22 protein-coding genes are annotated in these 20,871 nt (G+C 64.4%); 11 read left to right on the top strand and 11 right to left on the bottom strand.

From position 1 onward, the window contains the following. Positions 1 to 173: 173 nt before the first annotated feature. The 5 genes from dnaJ to KVT37_RS28620 all read left to right on the top strand — a co-directional run bounded on the left by dnaJ (position 174) and on the right by KVT37_RS28620 (position 4,017). Complete coding sequence (gene dnaJ / locus KVT37_RS28640; protein ID WP_217578374.1) at positions 174 to 1,304, top strand: molecular chaperone DnaJ; 1,131 nt, start codon at positions 174 to 176, stop codon at positions 1,302 to 1,304. Positions 1,305 to 1,448: 144 nt separating this feature from the next. Further along, the gene (gene pmtA, locus KVT37_RS28635; RefSeq protein WP_217578373.1) at positions 1,449 to 2,054 is read left to right on the top strand and encodes a phospholipid N-methyltransferase PmtA; all 606 of its coding nucleotides are present in this window, start codon (positions 1,449 to 1,451) and stop codon (positions 2,052 to 2,054) included. Between the two features lie 331 nt (positions 2,055 to 2,385). Continuing rightward, the gene (locus tag KVT37_RS28630; protein ID WP_217578372.1) at positions 2,386 to 2,982 is read left to right on the top strand and encodes an NADPH-dependent FMN reductase; all 597 of its coding nucleotides are present in this window, start codon (positions 2,386 to 2,388) and stop codon (positions 2,980 to 2,982) included. Continuing rightward, the gene (gene pyrF / locus KVT37_RS28625) at positions 2,982 to 3,689 is read left to right on the top strand and encodes an orotidine-5'-phosphate decarboxylase (RefSeq protein ID WP_217578400.1); all 708 of its coding nucleotides are present in this window, start codon (positions 2,982 to 2,984) and stop codon (positions 3,687 to 3,689) included. Before KVT37_RS28630 ends, pyrF begins: the two co-directional genes overlap by 1 nt. Before the next feature lie 40 nt (positions 3,690 to 3,729). Further along, on the top strand, positions 3,730 to 4,017 hold the full coding sequence (locus tag KVT37_RS28620; protein ID WP_217578371.1) for a DUF1330 domain-containing protein: 288 nt from the start codon (positions 3,730 to 3,732) through the stop codon (positions 4,015 to 4,017). On the opposite strand, the gene KVT37_RS28615 is transcribed toward KVT37_RS28620, so the two are convergent. The 6 genes from KVT37_RS28615 to KVT37_RS28590 form a co-directional block, all read right to left on the bottom strand. Further along, positions 4,014 to 5,066, bottom strand: a complete 1,053-nt coding sequence (locus KVT37_RS28615; protein ID WP_217578370.1) for a D-alanine:D-lactate ligase-like protein — start codon at positions 5,064 to 5,066, stop codon at positions 4,014 to 4,016. The genes KVT37_RS28620 and KVT37_RS28615 overlap by 4 nt on opposite strands. A 93-nt stretch (positions 5,067 to 5,159) precedes the next feature. After that, the gene (locus tag KVT37_RS28610) at positions 5,160 to 6,038 is read right to left on the bottom strand and encodes an SMP-30/gluconolactonase/LRE family protein (protein WP_217578369.1); all 879 of its coding nucleotides are present in this window, start codon (positions 6,036 to 6,038) and stop codon (positions 5,160 to 5,162) included. Continuing rightward, positions 6,035 to 6,670, bottom strand: a complete 636-nt coding sequence (locus KVT37_RS28605; RefSeq protein ID WP_217578368.1) for a 2-dehydro-3-deoxy-6-phosphogalactonate aldolase — start codon at positions 6,668 to 6,670, stop codon at positions 6,035 to 6,037. Before KVT37_RS28605 ends, KVT37_RS28610 begins: the two co-directional genes overlap by 4 nt. After that, a complete protein-coding gene (locus KVT37_RS28600) occupies positions 6,667 to 7,602 on the bottom strand; it encodes a 2-dehydro-3-deoxygalactonokinase (protein WP_217578367.1) in 936 nt (311 codons plus the stop codon). The genes KVT37_RS28605 and KVT37_RS28600 overlap by 4 nt, the downstream gene beginning before the upstream one ends. After that, complete coding sequence (locus KVT37_RS28595) at positions 7,599 to 8,366, bottom strand: SDR family NAD(P)-dependent oxidoreductase (RefSeq protein WP_217578366.1); 768 nt, start codon at positions 8,364 to 8,366, stop codon at positions 7,599 to 7,601. Before KVT37_RS28595 ends, KVT37_RS28600 begins: the two co-directional genes overlap by 4 nt. 274 nt (positions 8,367 to 8,640) lie before the next feature. Beyond that, positions 8,641 to 9,990, bottom strand: coding sequence for a bifunctional diguanylate cyclase/phosphodiesterase (locus tag KVT37_RS28590; protein ID WP_217578399.1), 1,350 nt, complete (start codon positions 9,988 to 9,990; stop codon positions 8,641 to 8,643). On the opposite strand from KVT37_RS28590, the gene KVT37_RS28585 reads away from it, so the two are divergent. Continuing rightward, the gene (locus KVT37_RS28585; protein ID WP_217578403.1) at positions 9,904 to 10,158 is read left to right on the top strand and encodes a hypothetical protein; all 255 of its coding nucleotides are present in this window, start codon (positions 9,904 to 9,906) and stop codon (positions 10,156 to 10,158) included. The two genes, KVT37_RS28590 and KVT37_RS28585, sit on opposite strands and share 87 nt — an antisense overlap. A gap of 196 nt (positions 10,159 to 10,354) precedes the next feature. On the opposite strand, the gene KVT37_RS28580 is transcribed toward KVT37_RS28585, so the two are convergent. Next, a complete protein-coding gene (locus KVT37_RS28580; RefSeq protein ID WP_217578365.1) occupies positions 10,355 to 12,154 on the bottom strand; it encodes a GtrA family protein in 1,800 nt (599 codons plus the stop codon). Positions 12,155 to 12,277: 123 nt separating this feature from the next. Between KVT37_RS28580 and KVT37_RS28575 the strand changes: the two genes are divergently transcribed. The 3 genes from KVT37_RS28575 to gshB all read left to right on the top strand — a co-directional run bounded on the left by KVT37_RS28575 (position 12,278) and on the right by gshB (position 14,727). Next, entirely contained in the window at positions 12,278 to 13,282 is a 1,005-nt protein-coding gene (locus tag KVT37_RS28575; RefSeq protein ID WP_217578364.1) for a glycosyltransferase, read from the top strand. Next, the gene (locus KVT37_RS28570) at positions 13,282 to 13,656 is read left to right on the top strand and encodes a GtrA family protein (protein WP_217578363.1); all 375 of its coding nucleotides are present in this window, start codon (positions 13,282 to 13,284) and stop codon (positions 13,654 to 13,656) included. Before KVT37_RS28575 ends, KVT37_RS28570 begins: the two co-directional genes overlap by 1 nt. A gap of 126 nt (positions 13,657 to 13,782) precedes the next feature. Beyond that, on the top strand, positions 13,783 to 14,727 hold the full coding sequence (gene gshB / locus KVT37_RS28565; protein WP_217578362.1) for a glutathione synthase: 945 nt from the start codon (positions 13,783 to 13,785) through the stop codon (positions 14,725 to 14,727). A 177-nt stretch (positions 14,728 to 14,904) separates the two neighbouring features. Here gshB and KVT37_RS28560 read toward each other — a convergent pair whose 3' ends face one another. The 4 genes from KVT37_RS28560 to KVT37_RS28545 form a co-directional block, all read right to left on the bottom strand. Further along, complete coding sequence (locus KVT37_RS28560) at positions 14,905 to 15,519, bottom strand: TetR/AcrR family transcriptional regulator (protein ID WP_217578361.1); 615 nt, start codon at positions 15,517 to 15,519, stop codon at positions 14,905 to 14,907. 3 nt (positions 15,520 to 15,522) lie between these two features. Next, positions 15,523 to 15,942 carry an ester cyclase gene (locus tag KVT37_RS28555; RefSeq protein ID WP_217578360.1) on the bottom strand — a complete coding sequence of 140 codons (420 nt, stop codon included), beginning with the start codon at positions 15,940 to 15,942 and terminating at the stop codon, positions 15,523 to 15,525. A 74-nt stretch (positions 15,943 to 16,016) separates the two neighbouring features. Beyond that, on the bottom strand, positions 16,017 to 16,577 hold the full coding sequence (locus KVT37_RS28550; protein WP_217578359.1) for a hypothetical protein: 561 nt from the start codon (positions 16,575 to 16,577) through the stop codon (positions 16,017 to 16,019). 324 nt (positions 16,578 to 16,901) lie between these two features. After that, a complete protein-coding gene (locus KVT37_RS28545) occupies positions 16,902 to 17,909 on the bottom strand; it encodes a LacI family DNA-binding transcriptional regulator (protein ID WP_217578358.1) in 1,008 nt (335 codons plus the stop codon). A gap of 228 nt (positions 17,910 to 18,137) precedes the next feature. On the opposite strand from KVT37_RS28545, the gene KVT37_RS28540 reads away from it, so the two are divergent. Both KVT37_RS28540 and KVT37_RS28535 read left to right on the top strand, forming a co-directional pair. After that, entirely contained in the window at positions 18,138 to 19,070 is a 933-nt protein-coding gene (locus tag KVT37_RS28540; RefSeq protein WP_217578357.1) for a nucleoside hydrolase, read from the top strand. After that, positions 19,071 to 20,720, top strand: a complete 1,650-nt coding sequence (locus KVT37_RS28535; protein ID WP_217578356.1) for an ABC transporter substrate-binding protein — start codon at positions 19,071 to 19,073, stop codon at positions 20,718 to 20,720. It abuts the gene before it with no gap. Positions 20,721 to 20,871 lie beyond the last annotated feature (151 nt).

The raw sequence follows: 20,871 nt of genomic DNA, 5'->3' as shown, positions 1-20,871 counted from the left end.
CCGGCGCAAAGCCGGGCTTTTTTGCAACCCCAGACGAAAAAATGACGGAAAAACCCGGAGCGGGCCCGGCTTGGCACTAGCATCCGGGAAACATCACTCCTAAATCCAAGACCATGCCGGCAAACGTCGCCAACAATGCTTGAAGACATTGAGCATCCGGACAGCGGGAAAAAATGAAAGCTGATTTCTACGAAACGCTGGGCGTGCAAAAAGGCGCCGACGACAAGGAACTCAAGAGCGCTTTCCGTAAGCTCGCCATGCAGTTCCATCCCGACCGCAATCCCGGCGACCATGCCTGTGAGCACAAGTTCAAGGAAATCAACGAAGCCTACGAGACGCTGAAGGACCCGCAGAAGCGCGCCGCCTATGACCGCTTCGGCCACGCCGCCTTCGAGCAGGGCGGCATGAACGGCGCGGCACACGGCTTCGGCGCCGGCGGCTTCGCCGACATCTTCGAGGATATTTTCGGCGACATGATGGGCGGCCGGCAGCGCCGCTCCTCGGGCGGCCGCGAACGCGGCGCCGACCTGCGCTACAACATGGAAATCACGCTGGAAGAAGCCTTCTCCGGCAAGACGGCGCAGATCCGCGTGCCGGCCTCGATCTCCTGTTCGGAGTGCTCCGGCAGCGGCGCCAAGCCCGGCACGCAGCCGGTGACCTGCTCGATGTGCCATGGCCATGGCAAGGTGCGCGCCACGCAAGGCTTCTTCTCAATCGAACGCACCTGCCCGCAATGCCAGGGCCGCGGCCAGACGATCAAGGACCCCTGCCCGAAATGCGCCGGACAGGGCCGCGTCACCGAGGAGCGCTCGCTGTCGGTCAACATTCCGGCCGGCATCGAGGACGGCACCCGCATCCGGCTGGCCAATGAGGGCGAGGCCGGCCTGCGTGGCGGACCGTCCGGCGACCTCTACATCTTCCTGGCGGTGAAGCCGCATGAATTCTTCCAGCGCGACGGCGCCGATCTCTATTGCAAGGTGCCGATCTCGATGACGACGGCCGCCCTTGGCGGCTCCTTCGAAGTCACCACGCTCGACGGCACGCAGACCAAGGTGAAGGTCACCGAAGGCACGCAGAACGGCCGCCAGTTCCGCCTCAAGGGCAAGGGCATGCCGGTGCTGCGCCAGCCCAATGTCGGCGACCTCTATATCCAGACGGCGGTCGAGACGCCGCAGAATCTTTCGCGCCGCCAGCGTGAGCTGCTGGAAGAGTTCGAGCAGCTGTCCTCGAAAGACAACTCGCCCCAGTCGAGCGGCTTTTTCGCCCGCATGAAGGATTTTTTCGAGTCGTTCGGCGAAGGCTGACGGCCATGCCCGCATTCGAGTCGGCAGTGAGAGGTGCGGGCGCTTCCCAAGCGTCATCAACACCTTATGCCAGCTTGACGCCTTGCCTTGTCCCACCCACCTGCTAAGTAGCGGTTCGGGGGCTGAGCATTGAGGAGAGCTCTGATGGCACGTAGTCCCGGGTTGCGCAAAGCGCTGGCCGAAAAGTTCGACGACGAGCTGAAGTTCTTCAAAGGCTGGATCGACAAGCCGAAAACGGTGGGCTCGATCGTCCCCACCAGTTCCATCACCGCCCGCAAGATGGCTTCGATCGTCAATCCGAGATCGGGCCTGCCAGTGCTGGAAGTCGGGCCCGGCACCGGCGTCATCACCCGCGCCATCCTCGCCCTGGGCGTGAAGCCCGAAAACCTCTACGCGGTCGAGTATTCGACCGATTTCGTGCGCCATCTGCGCGGGCTCTATCCGGGCGTCAACGTCATCGAGGGCGATGCCTTCAATCTCAACGCCACGCTCGGCGACAAGCGCGACATGGTGTTCGATTCGGTCGTCTCCGGCGTGCCGCTGCTCAATTTCCCGGTCGCCCAGCGCATCGCCTATATCGAAAGCCTGCTCGACCGCATTCCGCATGGCCGGCCGATCGTGCAGCTGACCTACGGCCCGCTGTCGCCGATCCCGGCCGGGCGCGGCGACTACACGGTCGAGCATTTCGATTTCATCTTCCGCAACATCCCGCCGACGCAGCTTTGGATCTACCGGCGCGCGGCGCATTAGTTTCTCCGTTGCCGCGTCCATCCTCGGCGATTAGCGTAAATGCCTGTCACATCGTCATCCACGGGCGGAGCAGCCGCGAAGCGACGCGGCGCAGACCCGAGGATCCATTCCGTGATTTCGAAGCGTCGCGACGATCCAGAATTCTGCTCCGCCGCGCTATACGATCGGGGTAACGGAATGGATCCTCGGGTCTTCGCGACGCCGCTTCGCGGCTGCTCCGCCCGTGGATGACGAAGTTCGTAGGTCGCAACCAATCCTTCGACGTTTTCTGCCTCCCGCTCGTTGATTTGAACGCCCCTTGCCTGTACCTGTCCCCGAACAAGGGTGGCCGATGGCAGTAATCCCAAGAATCCTCGTCTTTGCCGGCTCGGTCCGGACCGGCGCATTCAGCGGCCGGACCGCCGATGTCGCGCAGAAGGAGCTCGCCATGCAGGGCGCGGAGGTGACGCGCATCTCGCTCGGCGACTATCCGCTGCCGATCATGGACGAAGACCTGGAAAAGGAAAAAGGCATCCCTGAGAACGCCGTCAAGCTCGGCCGTCAGATCGCGGCGCATGACGGGCTGCTGATCGCGACGCCCGAATATAACGGCTCGATCCCGCCGCTGCTGAAGAACACGATCGACTGGGTGAGCCGTATCCGCCGCGAGGGCAGCCGTACGTTCCGGCCGCTTGCCGGCAAGCCGGTCGGGCTGTGCTCGTCCTCGGAAGGCAAGTTCGCCGGCATACGCTGCATCAACCATCTGCGCGCGGTGCTGGTGCGCTGCCAGATGGAGGTGATCACGCCGGAGTGCTCGGTCTCCGAGGCCGGCCAGGCGTTCGCCGAGGACGGACAATTCAAGGACGACAGACTACACCAATCGATGGAGCGCCTATGCCGTACACTGATCGAAACCTCGCGCATGCTGTCGACCCGGATCGAGGCGTGATGAATTTCGCGGAAGCAGACAGCATGCGTGACAGGCTGATTGTCGGCCTGGACCTGCCGACGCTGAAGGAAGCCGAGAGAGCCGTGCGCGAGCTCGAAGGCACTGTCTCCTTCTACAAGATCGGCTACCAGCTCGCCTTCGCCGGCGGCCTCGATTTCGCGCGGGAATTGGCGAGCGGCGGCACGAAAGTGTTCCTCGACATGAAGCTGCTGGACATCGACAACACGGTGGCCAAGGGCGTCGAGAACATCGTCAAGATGGGTGTGACGATGCTGACGCTGCATGCCTATCCCAAAGCCATGAAAGCCGCCGTCGAGGCAGCCAAGGGCAGCGAGCTATGCCTGCTTGCCGTTACGGTGCTGACCTCGATGGACGAGCAGGACATGATCGACGCCGGCTATGAATACGACCCGCACACACTGGTGCTGAGGCGCTCCGAACAGGCGCTGCATGCCGGCATGGGCGGCATCGTCTGCTCGGCGGAAGAGGCGGAAGCGGTGCGCCGGATCGTCGGCCCCGGCATGGCGGTGGTGACGCCGGGCATCCGGCCGTCAGGCAGCGACCATGGCGACCAGAAACGCGTGGTAACGCCGGCGCAGGCGATCCGCAGCGGCGCCAGCCATCTCGTCGTCGCACGCCCCGTCGTGGCGGCGCCGGACCGGCGCGCGGCGGCCGAGGCGATAATCGCCGAAATGCAATCCGCGTAGCGCAGGCCGCCGTTCGGACAGGACAAACAGGAGAAGAAGAATGCCAAAGGGATATTGGGTCGCTCGCGTCGATGTGCATGATCCGGAGGGCTACAAGGACTATGTCGCCGCCGCGAAGCTCGCCTTCGACCGCTTCGGCGTGAAATTCCTGGCGCGCGGCGGCGAGCATGAGAAGGCCGAAGGGCCAGGCCGCGCCCGCAACGTGATCATCGAGTTCGAATCGCTGGCGGCGGCGCATGATTGCTATCACTCGCCGGAATATCAGCGCGCCGTCGCCATCCGCCAGAAGGTCGCCGACGGCGAGATCGTGCTGGTGGAGGGCGTTTAGCGAAAGAGCCTATTGGCCGCCGTTTCCGCCATCGCGTCAGCAAGGCTCAGGCCCCACTGCTTGCGGCAATAGTCGCGAAAATCGAAGCAGGGCAGGCCTGGGCAGACCTCGAACTCGATGAGGTGGACCGTATCGTCGGCCTCGACACGGAAATCGACGGAAAACACGTCCCGCAAGCCAAGGCCGACAATCAGCTTTTGCGCGATGGCCCGGATTTTCCGGTCGGCCTCCGGCTGGCTGGCGCCGACCGGCTCCAGCTCAGGCTCGGCATAGGTTCCGGCATCCTTGGCGGCCTGGCCGGTATCGCCATAGAGCGCCATGCTATCGGCCATGGTCTGAAAATCGCCGCCGGAATCGACGAAGAAGATGCCGAGCGCCTCCACGCCGGTTTCTTTCTTCAGCCCCAGGAAGCTGGCGCGCACGTTGCGGCCGGCGACATAGGGCTGCACGACGACGTCGTCGCGATAATGGGCAAAGACGCGCCGGCTAAGCTCCAGCGCGTGGCCGAGATCGGCGATGCGCGAATCCGGCCAGATGCCGATCTTGGCGCCGAGACGGTTGGGCTTGACGAACCAGCCTTTGGGCGAGGCCGGCGGCTCGACCAGCCATTCGCCGTTGCGCGCCAAGCCGGCCTGCGGCGCCGGCAGACCGAGCGCGCCGAGCACGGCGCCGGAACGAAGCTTGTCCTGGCAGAGCGCGAACAACGAATCGTCGGCGCCGACGGTGCGCAACCCATTCAGCCGCGCCATTGCCGGTGCCGCGCCGCCCCGGAAGTAAGCAACGCCGTCGGTCAGCGTCCAGACCAGCGTCATTGCGGGGTCGGCCTTTGCCAGCACTGCCGAGGCATCGTCGAGCTCGACAGCCTGGAAAGCGAGGCCGCGCTTTTCGCAAGCCCGTGCGAGCAGGTCGAACTCCGGCTTGAGATCGGTCGACTGCGCCAGATAGGACGAGATTTCCAGGGCGCGGTCTGCCGGATAGCCGTCGGCGGACAAGCGGTCGAGACAGGCCTTTTCCGGCTCGTAGACGAGGATCAGCGTCGGCTGCGGCATCGAATGCTCCGGGCGAAATCAGCCGCTACCATCGCACGGTCGGAACAATCGGCTTGCGGGAAACCGACTGGGCCAGGGCGGTTGCGTGATAGATCAGGCGATCAGCACGCGCGGCTCGAAGCGGCCTTTGACCGGAATGTCGAGCAGGAAGGTCATGCCGGCCTGCGGGTCGAGCGCTCGCTGTTTTTCGTCCTTACCCTTCCAGGCCGAGGTCAGCGCCAGCCGGTCACCCTTCCGGCCGATGAAGGCGGGACAGGACGCTTGCGTCACTGGCATCGCAATCTCGCGCAGCAGCTTGCCATCCGGCGCATAGGCCTTCACCGCCTTGCCGCCCCAGACGGCGTTCCACAGCACACCGTCGCTATCGACGACCGAGCCGTCGACATAGCCTTTCGAAGAGCGATGATCGACGAACACTTTCGGTTCGCCTGTGGGCAGGCCGGTCGCCGGATCGCAGGCGACGCGCATCAGCAATCCGGTTGCTGTGTCGGTGTAGTAGGCGACCGTCCCGTCCTCGGAAAAACAGATCGAGTTGGACACGGTGATGTCGGCAAACAGCCGGCGCAGTTCGCCCCTGAAGAACCAGTAGATCGAGCCCGCGCCCTTCTCCTCGCCCTTGCCCATCGTGCCGGTCCAGAAGGCGCCGCAGGGATGGACCCGGGAATCGTTGGAGCGGGTGAGCGGATTGTCGGTTTCGATCGGCGTGTGCAGCGTCAGCCTGCCGGTTTTCACGTCCCTGACCTGCAGGCCGATCTCGGTGGCGATGAGTTGGCGGTCGTCGTCGATGACGGCGATGGCGCTGGCCATGACGCCGAGATCGTGCACCTTCAGCGCCCCGGCGAGCGGCTTTTCCAGGAGCTTGCCGTTGACGATGTCGAACCAGAACAGCGTGTCGGTGGCGGGATCGTAGCTCGGGCCTTCGCCGAGCTCGCAGATATGGTCGGAAAAAACCGAAACACCGTCCATGCTCATCCTCCGAAGGCTTCGTCCCAGGCGGCGACCGCGGCGCGGGCGCGCTGCGCCACGTCCTCGACGCTGGCGCCTGGCTTATAGAGGCTCGACCCAAGGCCGAAGACGCTGACGCCGACGGCCTTGTAGCCGGCAAAGTCCTTGTCGGAGACGCCGCCGACCGCGCCGATCGGCGTCGTTACCGGCAGCACCGCGCGGATCGCCGCAATGCCGCCGGCACCAAGCACGCTTGCCGGAAAGAACTTGAGCGCCGAGGCGCCGAGGCGGATCGCCTGGAAGGCCTCGGTGGGCGTGAACACGCCGGGCATCGTCACCATGCCGTGCTGCATGGCGCGGCCCATGACGTCGGCATCGATGTTGGGGCTGACCAGCAGGCGCCCGCCGGCCTTGTGCAAGGCATCGACATCGGCTGCGGTCAGCACCGTACCGGCGCCGATGAGCGCCGTTTGCGGAAGCGCCTTGACCAGATCGGCAATCGAGACGAACGGCTCCGGCGAATTGAGCGGCACCTCGATCGCTTCGATGCCGGCGTCATGGATCGCTTGGCCGATCGCCACCGCCTCGGAGGGTTTCAAACCGCGCAGGATGGCGACAAGGCCGCGCCTGAGTTTCGGAAAGGGTGCCGTCTGGCTCATTGAGCATCTCCAATCATGCCATTCTCGCGCGCGGCCTCGACAAGGCCGGCGCGCACCGCTTCATCGGCGTCTGCGGTGCGGAAGGCGAGGCCGGCAAGGTCGAGCGCCGCGCCATAAAGTGTCGCGAGCGCGCCGGAGGCGACCAGCACGACCGGCGCTTCGCTTACCCCATAGCGGCGCCTTGCCGAAGCGATCTCGCCGCCGAGCAAAAGTCCGGAAAGGCAGGCTGCCGCTTCGTCCGGCTTCAAATCCTGCAACAGCCCGGCGGCGCGGATGGCGAACAGTTTCGAGGTGACGTCGCCACCCTCGCCCAATGCCCGCTGGCACCATTGCCGGAAGAACGGGCTGTCGGCGGCAACCGGCGCAGGATGCTCGCCGAGCGAATGTTTCAGGATCGAGTGCGCGGCGAGCACGGAGTAGAGTTCGCCGGTCGGCCAGGTGCCGAAGCCGGCGACAGCGCCGTCCTCGACTGATACCCATTTCGAGTGGGTGCCGGGCATACAGACCAGATGCCGGCCCTTTGCCGGCAAACCGGCGCCGGCGAGCTGGGTTTCCTCGCCGCGCATGACGTCAGGCGCGTCGACCAGGCGCTGCGCGAGGCCGGGCACGATGCGGATGTCGCGGCCCTCGCCCTCGATGCGGGCGGCGCCGCGCAAAATGGCGCCGATCGGCGCCGGCACGGTGACGTAAGGCGCCTCGATCCAACCCTGGCGGGAACCAGCCATGCCGCAGATGATGACCGGCAGCGTCTCCGGCGCGCCCATGGCCGCAAGATGGCCTTCCAGCACGTTTGAAAAACCTTTTTCGCGGGCGGTGATCAGCCCGTCGTCGCCGCGCCGTTCGGCCAGCACCTTGCCCGAGCCATCGAGCAGCCAGGCTCTGAGCCTGGTCGTGCCCCAGTCGAGCGCGGCAACCGCGGGTGCCGGGCTCACAGGAAACCTCCATCGACGATCAGCATCTGGGCGGTCAGCATGCGCGAGGCATCCGATGCCAGGAACAGCACCGTGCCGACCATGTCGTCGGGCTGCATGACGTCCTTGATGCACTGCTTGGCGACATGGGCGGCAAGCCCTTGATCGGTGACCCAGAGCTCGCGCTGCCGTTCGGTGATGACCCAGCCTGGCGCCACGGCGTTGACGCGGATGCGGTCCTGCCCAAGCTTGCCTGCGAGGCCCTTGGTCAGGCCGAGTATTCCCGCCTTGGCCGCGGTGTAGGCCGGCATGTCGGGATGGTTGATCAGGTAGGAGGTCGAGGTGAAGTTGATGATCGAGCCGCCGCCGGCGCGCTTCATGCCGGGCGCCACGGCCTGGGCGGTGAAGAAATGCGGCCGCAGATTGATGGCGAGATTGTTGTCCCAGAACTCGACCGTGACCTCTTCGACCGCGTGGCGGTCGTCGAGCGCGGCATTGTTGACCAGCGTCGTGACATCGCCATGCGCTTCGGCTGCCTTCGCCACGGTGGCGCGCAGCGCCTCGATGTCGCGCAGGTCGGCCTTGAGGTAGAGCGGGCGGTGGCCGAGTTCCTTTTCCAGCCGGTCGGCAAGGACGGTGCTTGGCCTCTCGGCTATGTCGATGAAAGCGACCCTGGCGCCCTGGCGCATAAAGCCTTCGGTCAGCGCCGCGCCGATGCCGGAGCCGCCGCCGGTGATCAGCACCGAGGCGCCGTCGAGGTCGGCGAAACGCGCCGATGGCATCATGATTTCTTTCTCCCTTTGGCCGGCGCGCATCCTAGCCACGCCGGGCCGCGGGGCAAGGGCGAAAAGGCGGATTTGGTAGCTTATGTCCGACAAATGAGGTCTGCACCTCCGTCTCCCCGGAAGCAGCTCAAGGTTTGTTGAGATTCAGGTCAGGGCGAGTCGAAAATGGTGGGTTCCGAGAACCGGAGCGGAGCGTACTTAAAGTACGTGAGCACCGGAAGCGCAGGAGGCCGCCATTTGCAGACCGGCCTCACCTGAATATCAACAGACCTTGTCAGATCGCCTTGGCATGCAGCGCGCCGCGATAAGAATCGCGCAGATAGCCGAGCGTGGCGTCGGCATCGGCCGGCTTGCCGAACAGATAGCCCTGCCCGCCGGCACAGCCGAACTGGACGAGGCGGTCGGCCTGCGCCTCGTCCTCGATGCCTTCGGCGACGACATCCATGCCGAGCCCCTCGCACATGGCGAGGATGGCGCGGATGATGTGCTCCGATGGGCGGTCGTCGAGGATGGAGGAGACGAAGGCGCGGTCGATCTTGAGCTTGTCGAAATGGAATTCGCGCAGGCGGCCGAGCGACGACTGGCCGGTGCCGAAATCGTCGAGCGAGACGCGGATGCCGACGCGGCGCAGGTCCTCGACAATCTTCTCGGCCGAGGCCGGATCGTTCATCAGGCCGGTCTCGGTGATCTCGATCTCCAGCCGACGCGGGTCGAAGCCGGTGCGGTCGAGAATGGCCAGGATGTGCAAGCCGGTGTTCTGGTCGACGAGCTGCGACGGCGACAGGTTGAAGGACAGGAACAGCTCCTTCGGCCAGCTGCGCGCCGCTTCGGTCGCCTTGCGCAGCACCAGCTGCGACAGCGGGCCGATGATGCCGCGCTCCTCGGCGATCGGGATGAAGACGGATGGCGGCACGACGCCGAGGTCGCGGTCGGTCCAGCGCGCCAGCGTCTCGAAACCGATGGTGCGGCGGCTGTTCAGGTCGACGATGGGCTGGAAATGCGGCTCGACCTCGCCGGCCGAAACGGCGCGGCGCAGCGCCTGCTCGATGCGGGTGACGCGCTTGGCCGCCTCTTCCATCTCGCGGGTGTAGACGACGACGCGGCCGCGGCCCGAGCGCTTGGCATGGTAGAGCGCGGTCTCGGCCTTGTTGACGAGGATCTCGGTGGTCTCGTCGCCGGAATAGAACAGCGAGCAGCCGACCGAGGCCGAAAGCCTGGCGGTGCGCTCGCCGACATCATAGGGGGCCGACAGGATCTCGATCAGCATGCGCGACTTCTCGGCCGCCTGCTCCTCCGAGAAGACCATCGGGTAGAGGTAGGCAAACTCGTCGGCGCCGATGCGGCAAACCGTGGAATAGCCGTCCATCGAGGCGCGCAGCCGCATCGCCACCTGGATGAGGATGTCGTCGCCGGCCTTGTGGCCGAACAGGTCGTTGATCGGCTTGAAGCCGTCGAGGTCGAGGATGCCGACGGTGAAGGGCGCGGGATCGTCGGCGCGGTCGCTGATCAGGCGATCGACCTTGTCGAAGAAGCGACGATGGTTGCCGAGCCCGGTCAACGAATCCGTGAAAGCCAGATCCGTGTTTTCCTTGCCTGGCTGACCGGTGCCAAACGTCGTTTGCATCATGCCTCTGTTCTTATGTCGGTATTTTCGGCCAGACTGGCAGCAAAGCGTTTAGGAAAAGTATCGGAAAAACGATTTTCCTTCGGCCTGAAGGTTGCTCGCGTCGCTGGTGCCGGTTCAGCTTTCGAGAGGATCGCTGATCTACCCAAAATATTCGTTTATGCGTAACTTCTAATGGAAATATCGAACGGCTTTTCCTGAAGCTTGGTTTCTGTTTGCGCAAATGCGCGCAAAAGGTCGCTCACACTGTTCTTCGGATTTGCTCCTAGAGCGTTTCACCGTTTCACGGAAACGGCGAACCGCTCTATCTCTTTGATTTAAAGCAATTCCGGACGGAAAACCGATCACACTTTTCCTGGAATTGCTAGCCGGCTTGCCCGACGCGGTAGAGTTCGATCGGGCTGCCCCTGGTCGCGCTGACCGGCTCCAGCCAGTCCGGCACGCTGCCCCGCAGCAGGCCGGCAAGAAAACCTTGCGGCGCCTTCCGGGTCAGGATCTGGCTCTCGACATTGCCGGGGCAGATGGCGACCAGGCCGACACCATGCGCCTCGACGATTGCATGGGCGTCGTCGGCCGAGCCGAGAAAGGCATCGAGCGCCAGCAGATTGCCGTCGACGTTGCGGTGATAGGGGCCGGCGAAGACGCGATGGCCGCTATAGACGAGGACCGGCGCTCCAAGATTGGAGATCGTCAGCACGGTGGTGCCGGCCATGGCGCCGAGCGGCGCGAAGGTGGCCGCTTTTTCGCAAGTCCTGTCCGCTTTGCCGCCGTCGGCGACTGCCTTGCCTTTTTCGAACGCCACCGATGCGGCCGCGGCAACGCCGGTCCAAACCGGGTTGATCGAGACCAGCCAGACGGCCGCCAGGCGCAGCGCCACGCCGAGCGACGAACTGGCCTCGGCGCGGGCGCGCCATTTGGCGATCCAGGCCGCAAGCGGGATGACGGCGAAGGCGATCGAGAAGGTGGTGCCGCGTACCTGCCAGGCGCCGACCACGAAAGCGACGGCAAGCAGCACCGCAACGAGGCTGTCCTGCCGGCGCCAGCCGCCGCGGCGGAAGCGCAGCGCCATCAGGATGATCGCCACTAGCGGCGTCGCGTAACGCGCCGCCACGCGCGCTGGATCACGCACAAGCAGCGTGAACAGCGACTGGGCCTCGTCGATATGGTCGAGCCACAACTCTTTGAGACGCGGGTCGAGATTGGCGTAGGGCGCGGCGAGGCATTGCGGGAACAGCGCCACCACGACCACGCCGAGGCCGACGCCCAGCGCGGCCAGCGAGGCCAGCCTGCGCTGCCAGCTGCCGGCGGCTTTCTCTGTCGAGGCGATCGCCGCCAGCCCGATGCCGGCAATGGCAGCGACGGCGAACTGCGCGACCGAGAAGGCATCGCATTGCGCCACGCCCCATGCGGAAGGGGGGATGGTGGCGAGGAAGACAAGTGCTGCGACGCCGGCGAAGCCGAGGCCGAAATCGCGGGCGATCGCCCGCTCGCCGTTCGCATCGGCGATGAACAGCAGCGCCACGCAAACACCGATGGTGGCGACATAAGGAACGGTTTCCATGCCGACGGCGAGCGTCAGCGCGGCGCATAGGCCGGAAAACAGCGCGGCCCAGCGCCGGGCGGGCGCCTCGAGCAGCAAAGCGAGGCTGGCCATGGTGAGCATCAGCTGGACATTGTGGTGATCGAGCGCGCCGGGGTCGTAGATGCCGATGAAATAATAGCCGGCGGCACCGATCAGAATGGCGGGCAGCACCGCGCTGCCGCCGCCGAAGCTGCGCGCGGCGCGGGCGGTGAAGAACAAGGTCGACCAAAGCAGCAGCGCCGGCCACAGCACCTGCGCCACGTCCTCGCCAAGCGGCCTGCTGCCGGTGAGCGCCGAGGCGGCAAGCACGATCGCGGCGATCGGCGCGTCGACCAGCCTCGACCAGTGCATGACGAAGCCGCCTTCCAGCCCCATGCGATACTGATGCAGGTCGAACCAACCCTGGCCGGCAAGCAGGTCGCGGACCTCGACGAGGCGCAGCATATTGTCGTTGTCGCCGCCGGGGTCGGTCAGCTGGCCAAAACCGGTCCAGGCGTCGAAGGCGAGCGCGAGCAAAGCGGCAAGCAGCGCCAGCATAAGATCGGACTTCCAGGTGGCGACGCCGTTCTCAGCTGTGCCCATTGTCGTGGCCTTTGAAGGGAGAGGATCGGCTTAAACCTAGCCTTAACGGCTTCAATAAATAGTAAAACGGCTCGACGGGGCCGGCATGACGGCCGGAGGCTGGTCGGGCGCCCGGAGACAGACATGCCGCATGCAGTCCGCCACGAGCCGGTCATCGCCGTGCTCCTGCCTTGCTACAATGAAGAGCTGACGATCGGCGAGGTCGTGCGCCGCTTCCGCGAGACCCTGCCGTCGGCAGCGATCTATGTTTACGACAACAATTCCAAGGACCTCACCGCACTGAAAGCCCGCGCCGCAGGCGCCATCGTCGTGCGCGAGCCGCGCCAGGGCAAAGGCAATGTGGTGCGGCGCATGTTCGCCGACATCGACGCCGACATCTATGTGATGGCCGATGGCGACGGCACCTATGCGCCGGAGGATGCGCCGCTACTGATCAACATCTTGCAGACCGAGCGCTCGGACATGGTGGTGGGCACAAGGCGCGGCGTGACCGACGATGCCGGCCGCAACGGCCATGCCTTCGGCAACCGCGTCTTCAACCGGCTCTACAAGGGCCTGTTCGGAACCGACTTCACCGATATCTTCTCCGGCTACCGGGTCTTCTCCCGCCGCTTCGTCAAGAGCTTCCCGGCCGTGTCCGGCGGCTTCGAGATCGAGACCGAGATGTCGGTGCATGCCTCGCAGCTCAAGCTGCCGGTGAGCGAGATAGCGCTCGATTACGGCCGCCGCCCGGAAGGCTCTTCGTCGAAGCTGTCGACCTTCCGCGACGGCGCCAGGATCCTGTGGATGTTCGCCATGCTGGTGAAGGAGACGCAACCGCTGCGCTTCTTCGGCACGTTCGCGCTGTTCTTCCTGGCGGCAAGCATCGGCCTGATGATCCCCGTGCTGGTCGAATTCGCCGAGACGGGACTGGTGCCGCGCATGCCGACCTGGGTGCTGTCGATCGGCATGCTGCTTCTGTCGATGCTCGCCATGATGACCGGGTTGATCCTCGATTCGGTTTCGCGCGGCCGCGCTGAGCAGAAGCGCATCTTCTACCTGTCGATCTCGTCCGGCCGGGCTGAGCGCGTCGTATCCGGGCAGGCTCAGCCGAAGAGCGAGCCGGGCAAGGCCCCGCGGGCCGCATAGTGAGCCGGCTCGTCCGCTTCGCCCTTACCGGCGGCATCGGCTTTCTCGCCGACGCGGCGGCGCTGTGGCTGCTGCTTTCCACCACGCCGCTCGGCGCGCTCTCGGCGCGCGTGCTGTCGATCGGCTTCGCGCTCTGCGTCACCTGGCAGATCAACCGCAATATGACCTTCGCGCCGTCGAGCCGGGGCATGGCGCAGGAAGGCGCGCGCTATGGCGGCGTCGGCATCGCCACCAGCATTGTCAACTACCTGGTTTATTGCGCGCTGCTATTCGCGCTGCCGGCCCTGCCGCCGCTGGTCGCCCTTGCCGCCGCCTCGGTCGTTGCCATGGCACTCTCCTTCCTGGGCTATTCGCGCCTGGTCTTCGACCGCTGAGACCGTCGCTGGGCGCTTGCACCAAGCGAAGCGCCGCCTGGATGTAAGCTCTGGCCGATTGGCAGAAAGCGCCGAGTTCCGTATACCGGCGCTTCCTGGAATTGCTCGACCGCGCCGGAGAGGAAAATGCCGCTGAAAATCGCCGTCCAGATGGACCATGTCTCCACCGTGTCGATTGCCGGCGACACCAGCTTCGCGCTGTCGCTGGAGGCGCAGCGGCGCGGCCACAAGCTGTTCCACTACACGCCCGACCGGCTGTCGATGCTGGGCGACAAGGTGTTCGCACGTGTCGAGGAGATGCAGGTGCGCGACGAGAAGGGCAACCATTACTCGCTGGGCGAGAAGGTGCGCACCGAGCTCTCCGAGATGGACGTGATACTGCTCAGGCAGGATCCGCCTTTCGACATGAACTACATCACCACGACGCACATCCTCGAGCGCATCCATCCGAAGACGCTGGTGGTCAACGACCCGGCCTGGGTGCGAAACAGCCCGGAAAAGATCTTCGTCACCGAGTTTCCGGACCTGATGCCGGAGACGTTGATCACCAAGGACCCGCAGGAGGTCGCCGCCTTCCGCAAGGCGTTCGGCGACATCATCGTCAAGCCGCTCTACGGCAATGGCGGCGCCGGCATCTTCCATCTCAAGGAGGACGACCGCAATCTCGCCTCGCTGCTGGAAATGTTCGGCCAGCTGTCGCGCGAGCCCTATATCGTGCAGCGCTATCTCAAGGATGTGCGCAAGGGCGACAAGCGCATCATCCTGATCGACGGCGAGCCGGTGGGCGCCATCAACCGGGTGCCGGCCGACCACGATTCCCGCTCCAACATGCATGTCGGCGGCCGCGCCGAAAAGACCGAGCTGACCGAGCGCGAGCGCGAGATCTGCGCCCGCATCGGACCGGCGCTCAGAGAACGCGGCTTCATCCTCGTCGGCATCGACGTGATCGGCGACTACATGACCGAGATCAACGTGACCTCGCCGACCGGCGTGCGCGAAGTGCAGCGTTTCGGCGGCGCGGATATCGCGAGCCTGTTCTGGGATTGCGTGGAGGGGAAGAGGCGGACATAGGCCGCACTCTAACCTAGGGCAATTCCAGGAAAAGTGTGAGCGGTTTTCCGTCCGGAATTGCGTCAAAACAAAGAGATAGAGCGGTTCGCCGTTTCCGTGAAACGGTGAAACGCTTTAGCCGCTCACGGCACAAGTCCAAAGCCACGATCAACGGCGTGATCCGGCCAACGCAGCCGATCAAACCTGCTGTTTGCGTGCCGCCGTGACCAGTGTCCTGATGGCCCAGCGCTTCACTTCACGCGCTTCCGCATCGTCGAGTTGCAAGACATCCTTGCACACCACCATGGCCTCGGGTCCTAGGATGATCGCCAGCGACTTCGCCAGCCTGTCGAAGTCTTCCGGGTCGTATCGATCGCGCGCGGGCTCGAGTGCCGCTTCGATCAGCGGTGTACGACGGTTCTGGCGGGCGGGGAGATCACCATCCTCGACAGCTTTGGCTCGCCGCTCGATGGACTGCGCCAGCATTGCCCGCAGCGGAGCCTCATTGGCGAGGATCATGTCGTGTAGCGCCTGGTCGGCGCGCTCGACGCGCGCCACCGGATCGGTCGAAGACTCGTCGCCGAACAGCTCTTCCGGACCGGGCACGGCGATGTCGATGGAGGCTTCCAGAAGCAGTGCGTCGATGCTCGGGAAGTAGCGGTAGGCGGTCGCCCGTGAGACAAGCGCCTCCGCCGCGACATCTTCCAGCGCCGGCTGGCGGCCCTGCTTCATCAACCGCGTCGCGGCCTCGAGCAGGTCCTTGCGGGTTCGCTGCCGCTGGTTCGACCGTCCGGCCTTACCCACTCCGGTCATCGGTCAGTCCTGTGGCAGTTGCTGAATGATTGCTGCAAGGTCGAGCCAGACGTTTTCCCGCTTGATGTTGCCTTGGTCGTTGAACTCTATGACATGGAGCAGCCGGAACTCCAAAGGCCGATCGTGGCCTTCAAGGCCGAAGGGTCGGCCCGGCGCCCGCCCGCGCCACAATGACTCGTCTACAAGGAAGTCGTCGCCGTAAAGCCTGCGGACGCATTTGACCGAGCTTTCCGCGAGATCCGAGAATGTGGCCTCGTAGAAGGTGCGGGCCGCGTGACGTCCATGCGAAGGTCCGAGGGGCCAGCCGACGACGTCGTGCTCAACATCCTCGGCCAGGGTCTGCAACACACCCTCAATGTCGTCGCTGGCTTCGAAGCCGAAATGCTCGTCAATCTTCCGATCCATGTCGTGGGGGGTAAGCATTGTCTTGGTACTCGTTGTTTGAGTTGGAAATATGAGGGATGCCGCGACCCAGCACCGCGGCGGCGGAATGGCGTCTACTTCATCGCGAGCTTGTCAGCGGCCTGACGGGCCTCCGGCGACAGGAAGTACATGTGAATGTCGTAGTGAGGGATTTCATAGCCAGGGTGGCCGTTGGCCTCGAACCCGATATCGATGTGATTGATGGCGGGCTGCCGCTTGCCGTCGAACCAGGGCACGAGGTTGTTGTGCGACACACCCTCGGCGAAGTCCTTCTGCGAGATCATGTATTCCATGCAAGCGATGTGGCCGTCGACCACGCAGTAGATCGGTCCGAAAGGCAGATTGGCGGGGTTTGCCCAATGCTCGCCCATGCCGGGCACATAGGGGGACACCTTCACCACGCCCGCCGGAAGGGCCTCGGTTCTGGGCAGTTGGCTGAGCTCCGCCTTCAAGGAAGCGGCAGACGCGACGCTTGTGGCGCCCATGGCAAGCGCAACCGGCAGTGCGGTAGCGAGAAGTTTGCGCGCAGCTCGTCGTGAGAGCGCCCGCCGATGACGTTCAGGGGCAGGGCAACGGTGTATCCGGGTCGGAAGCATGATGTGATCCTTGAGAAGGCTTTTGGACACGATCTTCATAATGAGACAAAAGTCTCATTGCAATAAAAATCTTATTACGAGATAAATTTTATTAGGCACGCCGGGGATGCCGTCGGAACCAAGTCGGTGACGATGGCTGTCCTCGTTGACCCTCGGCGCACCTTGCGCGGCGCGCCGAATGCATGATGTTCCCGTAATGTTCTTGCCCAAAGCGAAAATCTGCGGTTGTCTAGCTCTGGCTCGCGGCTTGATCGCAGAGCCGCGGGCGAGATGCAGCCGAGGGCTCGGGAAAAATGGTGGCGCGGGTTCGCACGGTCGCTTTAACGGCCATGCCGGGCTCGGCGCATTGTCGCGCTCGATAATCTAAGCCGTCTTGCGCTCAACCACGCTGGGTTCCATCACGATCGCCGCGCGGCGGCGGTCGGGGCCTTCCAGGAAGTCGATCAGCGCGTCGATGGCGATCTTGCCGGATTCGAAGATGCGGCGGTCGACCGTCGACAGCGGCCGCTCCAGCAGGGGCGCCAGATAGATGTTGTCGAAGCCCATTACGGCGCAGTCGTCGGGCACCCTCAGGCCTTTTTCGCGGAGCGCGAGCGTGGCGCCGATGGCAAGCATATCGCTCATGCAGCAGATGGCGGAAAAGCGGGTGGTTTCCAGCAGCTCCAGCGTCGCCCGATGCCCAAAACTGTGCTGGAATTGGCCGCAGCGGATCAGGTCGCGATCGACGGCAATGCCGGCCTGCCGGTGCGCATCCTCGAAGCCGCCCAGCCTGATCCTGGTGTTTAAGCTTTCCGCCGAGCCGCTGAGGAAGGCGATGCGGGTGTGGCCCCTGGCGATCAGGTAGCTGGCCGACAGAAAGGCGCCGTTGCGGTAGTCGGTATCGACGGTCGCCGCCAGGCAGTCGAGCTCGGCGACCTCGCGATCCATCGATACGAACGGGATGTTCAGTTTTTGCAGAAGGCCGGCATTCGGGATCACGCCGCTGGCCGCGAGCACGATGCCGTCGACGCCATGACCGGCAAGGAAGGCGAGATGCGCCTCCTCCTTTTCCGCAACGCCATCCGAGTTGCACAGGATGGTCGTGTAGCCGCGCAGGCGGGCGGCGTCGTCGCAGGCGCGGACCAGCTCGGTGAAATAGGGATTGAGAATATCCGGAACGATGATGCCGAGGACTTGCGTGCGGCGGGTGACCAACGAGCGGGCAATGGAGTTGGGCGTATAGTTGAGCTCGCGCGCCAGCGACCAGATGCGGCTGCGCGTCTCCTCGCTGATGAAGGCATCCTTGCGGTTGAGGACTTTCGAGACGGTGGCGATCGATACGCCGGCACCTCTCGCAATATCCTTGATGGTCGCCGCCACACGTCCTCGCATTGTTCGCCAAGCACCGCCGCTCCTGATTCCGTAGCCTCTCGCGTCGGCAAAGTCGACAAGGCCCGGGCAGGCATGCGTCATTTCCGCAAGTTCTGGTTGTTGACACTCGATCGATATGCGTTTAGGTAAACGTTTAACTATGCCGATATCGGAAACCATCAACCCGATGATGCCCGTAACGCCATCATGCCTTGAAAGCCCGGCAACGGAAGAGGCCGAGATGTGACGATGCCCTCCAGGATCCCGCTGGTGATGGATGTCGACACCGGCACCGACGACGCCGTCTGCATCGCGGCGGCGACGCTCTGCGGCGAGACGATCGAGCTGATCGGGATCGGCGCGGTGTGCGGCAATGTCGAAATCGAGAAGACCGCCAGGAACACGCTCGACCTGGTCGATTTTCTCGGCTGCGACGCGCCCGTGCATGTCGGCGCCGCAAAACCGCTGGCCAGGCCGCTGGCGACCGCCGTCAGCCACGGCACGAGCGGGCTTGGCGACGTGATGCTGCCCGCGGCGCGGCGCGGCTTTGCCGAGGGCGGCGTGACCGAGCTGATCCACAAGGCGGCCAGGCGGCATGCCGGCACGCTCGAAATCCTTGCCGTCGGGCCGCTGACCAACATCGCCACCGCGCTGACCGAACGTCCCGAGTTGCCGTCGGTGATCAAACGGATCACCTTCATGGGCGGCGCCCTCCGCGGCGGCAACATGACCCTGGCTTCCGAGTTCAATCTCCATTGCGATCCGGAAGCGGCCCGCATCGTCTTCGAATCCGGCTGCGCGCTGACGATGGTCGGGCTCGACGTGACGCTGAAGCCTGAGTTGCCGCGCCATGTCTTCGACCGGATAGGAGCCGCATCCGGGCCGCAGGCGGATGTGGTGGCGCGCGTGCTGGACTTCATGATGCGGCGCAAGGACGAGTTCGGCGCCGACGACCCCAATCTTCACGACGTGATCGCGCTCGCCGCGATCGTAAAACCGTCGCTGTTCACATTCGAAAGCTATTACGTGCATCTGGAAACGGGCGGCGAGATCACCCGTGGCATGACCATCGCCGACTTCAACAACGTGTCCAAGAGGCCGCCAAACGCGCTTGTGGCCGTCGATATCGACGCCGACGGATTCTGGAACTGGTTCGTCGATCTTTTCGGAGCTGAGAGATAAATGGGACAGGATTGCGTACATTCCGACCGCCATCATGCGCTGGTCAAGGCGCTGGCCACGGAGGCCCGGGGAGGCCATCTCGACCGGCGCGAGTTCCTGGCGATGGCGAGCATTTTCGGCGCATCGGCGGCGGCCGCCTATGGCCTGGTCGGGCTCACCGCGCCGGTGCAGGCGCAAGCGGCCGCGCCGAAGAAGGGCGGGGTGCTGCGCGTTTCCACCTTCGTCAAGGAACAGAAGGACCCGCGCGCCTATGACTGGCCGGAAATGGCCAATATCGCGCGCCAGTTCCTCGACACGCTGGTGCGCTACGACACCGACTACACGTTCAAGCCGTCGCTCTTGGAAAGCTGGAACGTCAATGACGATGCCACCGAATATACGCTGAGCCTGCGGCGCGGCGTGACCTGGAACAATGGCGACGATTTCACCGCCGAGGACGTGATCTTCAACCTCGAGCGCTGGTGCGACAAGGCGGCCGAGGGCAATTCCATGGCCGGCCGCATGACCGCGCTGATCGATGCCAAGACCGGCAAGGCGCGCGACGGCGCCATCACCAAGGCCGACGGCCACACGGTGGTGCTGAAACTGTCCTCGTCCGACATCTCGATCATCCCGTCGATGACGGAATATTCGGCGCTGATCGTGCATCGCGATTATGAGAAGGCCGGCGCCAATCTCGTCGCGCACCCTGTCGGGACCGGGGCGTTCGAGCTCGTCTCCTACGATGTCGGCACCAAGGCCGTCGTCAAGCGGCGCACAAACGGCAAGTGGTGGGGCGGCGAGGCCTATCTCGACGGCACCGAGTTCATCGATTACGGCACCGACCCCGCCGCCTGGGTGAGCGCCTTCGAAGCCGGCGAGATCGACACCAATTTCGAGACCACCGCCGACTATGTCGCAATCATGGACGGGCTCGGACTGGTGAAGTCGGAAGTGGTGACGGCGGCCACCATCCTCGCTCGCACCAATGTGGCCAACAAGCCTTATGACGACGAGCGCGTGCGCCGCGCCCTGCAGATGGCGACAGACAATCAGGCCGTGCTGACGCTCGGCTATGGCGGCAAGGGCACCGTCGCCGAGAACCACCATGTCAGCCCGCTGCACCCGGAATATTACGCGCTGCCGAAGAGGACGCGCGACCTCGAAGGCGCCAAAAAGCTGATGGCGGAAGCGGGGCAGCTCGATTTCGAGCATGAGCTGATCACCGGCGACGAGGACTGGCACCGCAGCACCGGCGACGCCATAGCCGCCCAGCTGCGCGAGGCCGGCTTCAAGGTGAAGCGCACCGTGCTGCCGGGCTCGACCTTCTGGAACAACTGGACGAAGTATCCCTTCTCGATGACGTCCTGGGGCATGCGGCCGCTTGGCGTCCAGAACCTTGCGCTCGCCTATCGCAGCGGCGAAGCCTGGAACGAATCCGGCTATGCCAACCCCGCGTTCGACAAGAAGCTCGACGAGGCGCTTGCCGTGCCGGACACCGAAAAGCGCAAGGAGATCATGAAGGATGTCGAACGGATCCTCCAGGATTCAGGCATCCTCATCCAGCCTTACTGGCGCTCGCTGTTCACCCATTCGGTGGCGGCGGTGAAGGACAATCCGGCTCATCCCAATCTCGAGCAGCATTTCGAGAAGGTGTGGCTGGACCGGTAGGCAGGAGAGCCGACGGCGCACCGGTTCCCGGATGCGCCAGATCCCGCGACCGGATCATCCGCTCACTCTGGTATATCGGGCACCTTCCAGCGCGGCGTTCCCGTCACTCGCCCATGCCTTGCCGCCTTGAAATAGGTTGCAGCGAGATCCT

It is taken from the genome of Mesorhizobium sp. GbtcB19 (genome assembly GCF_019091085.1).
Classification (GTDB): Bacteria; Pseudomonadota; Alphaproteobacteria; order Rhizobiales; family Rhizobiaceae; genus Mesorhizobium.
This window is presented reverse-complemented; position numbering and strand designations above follow the sequence as displayed.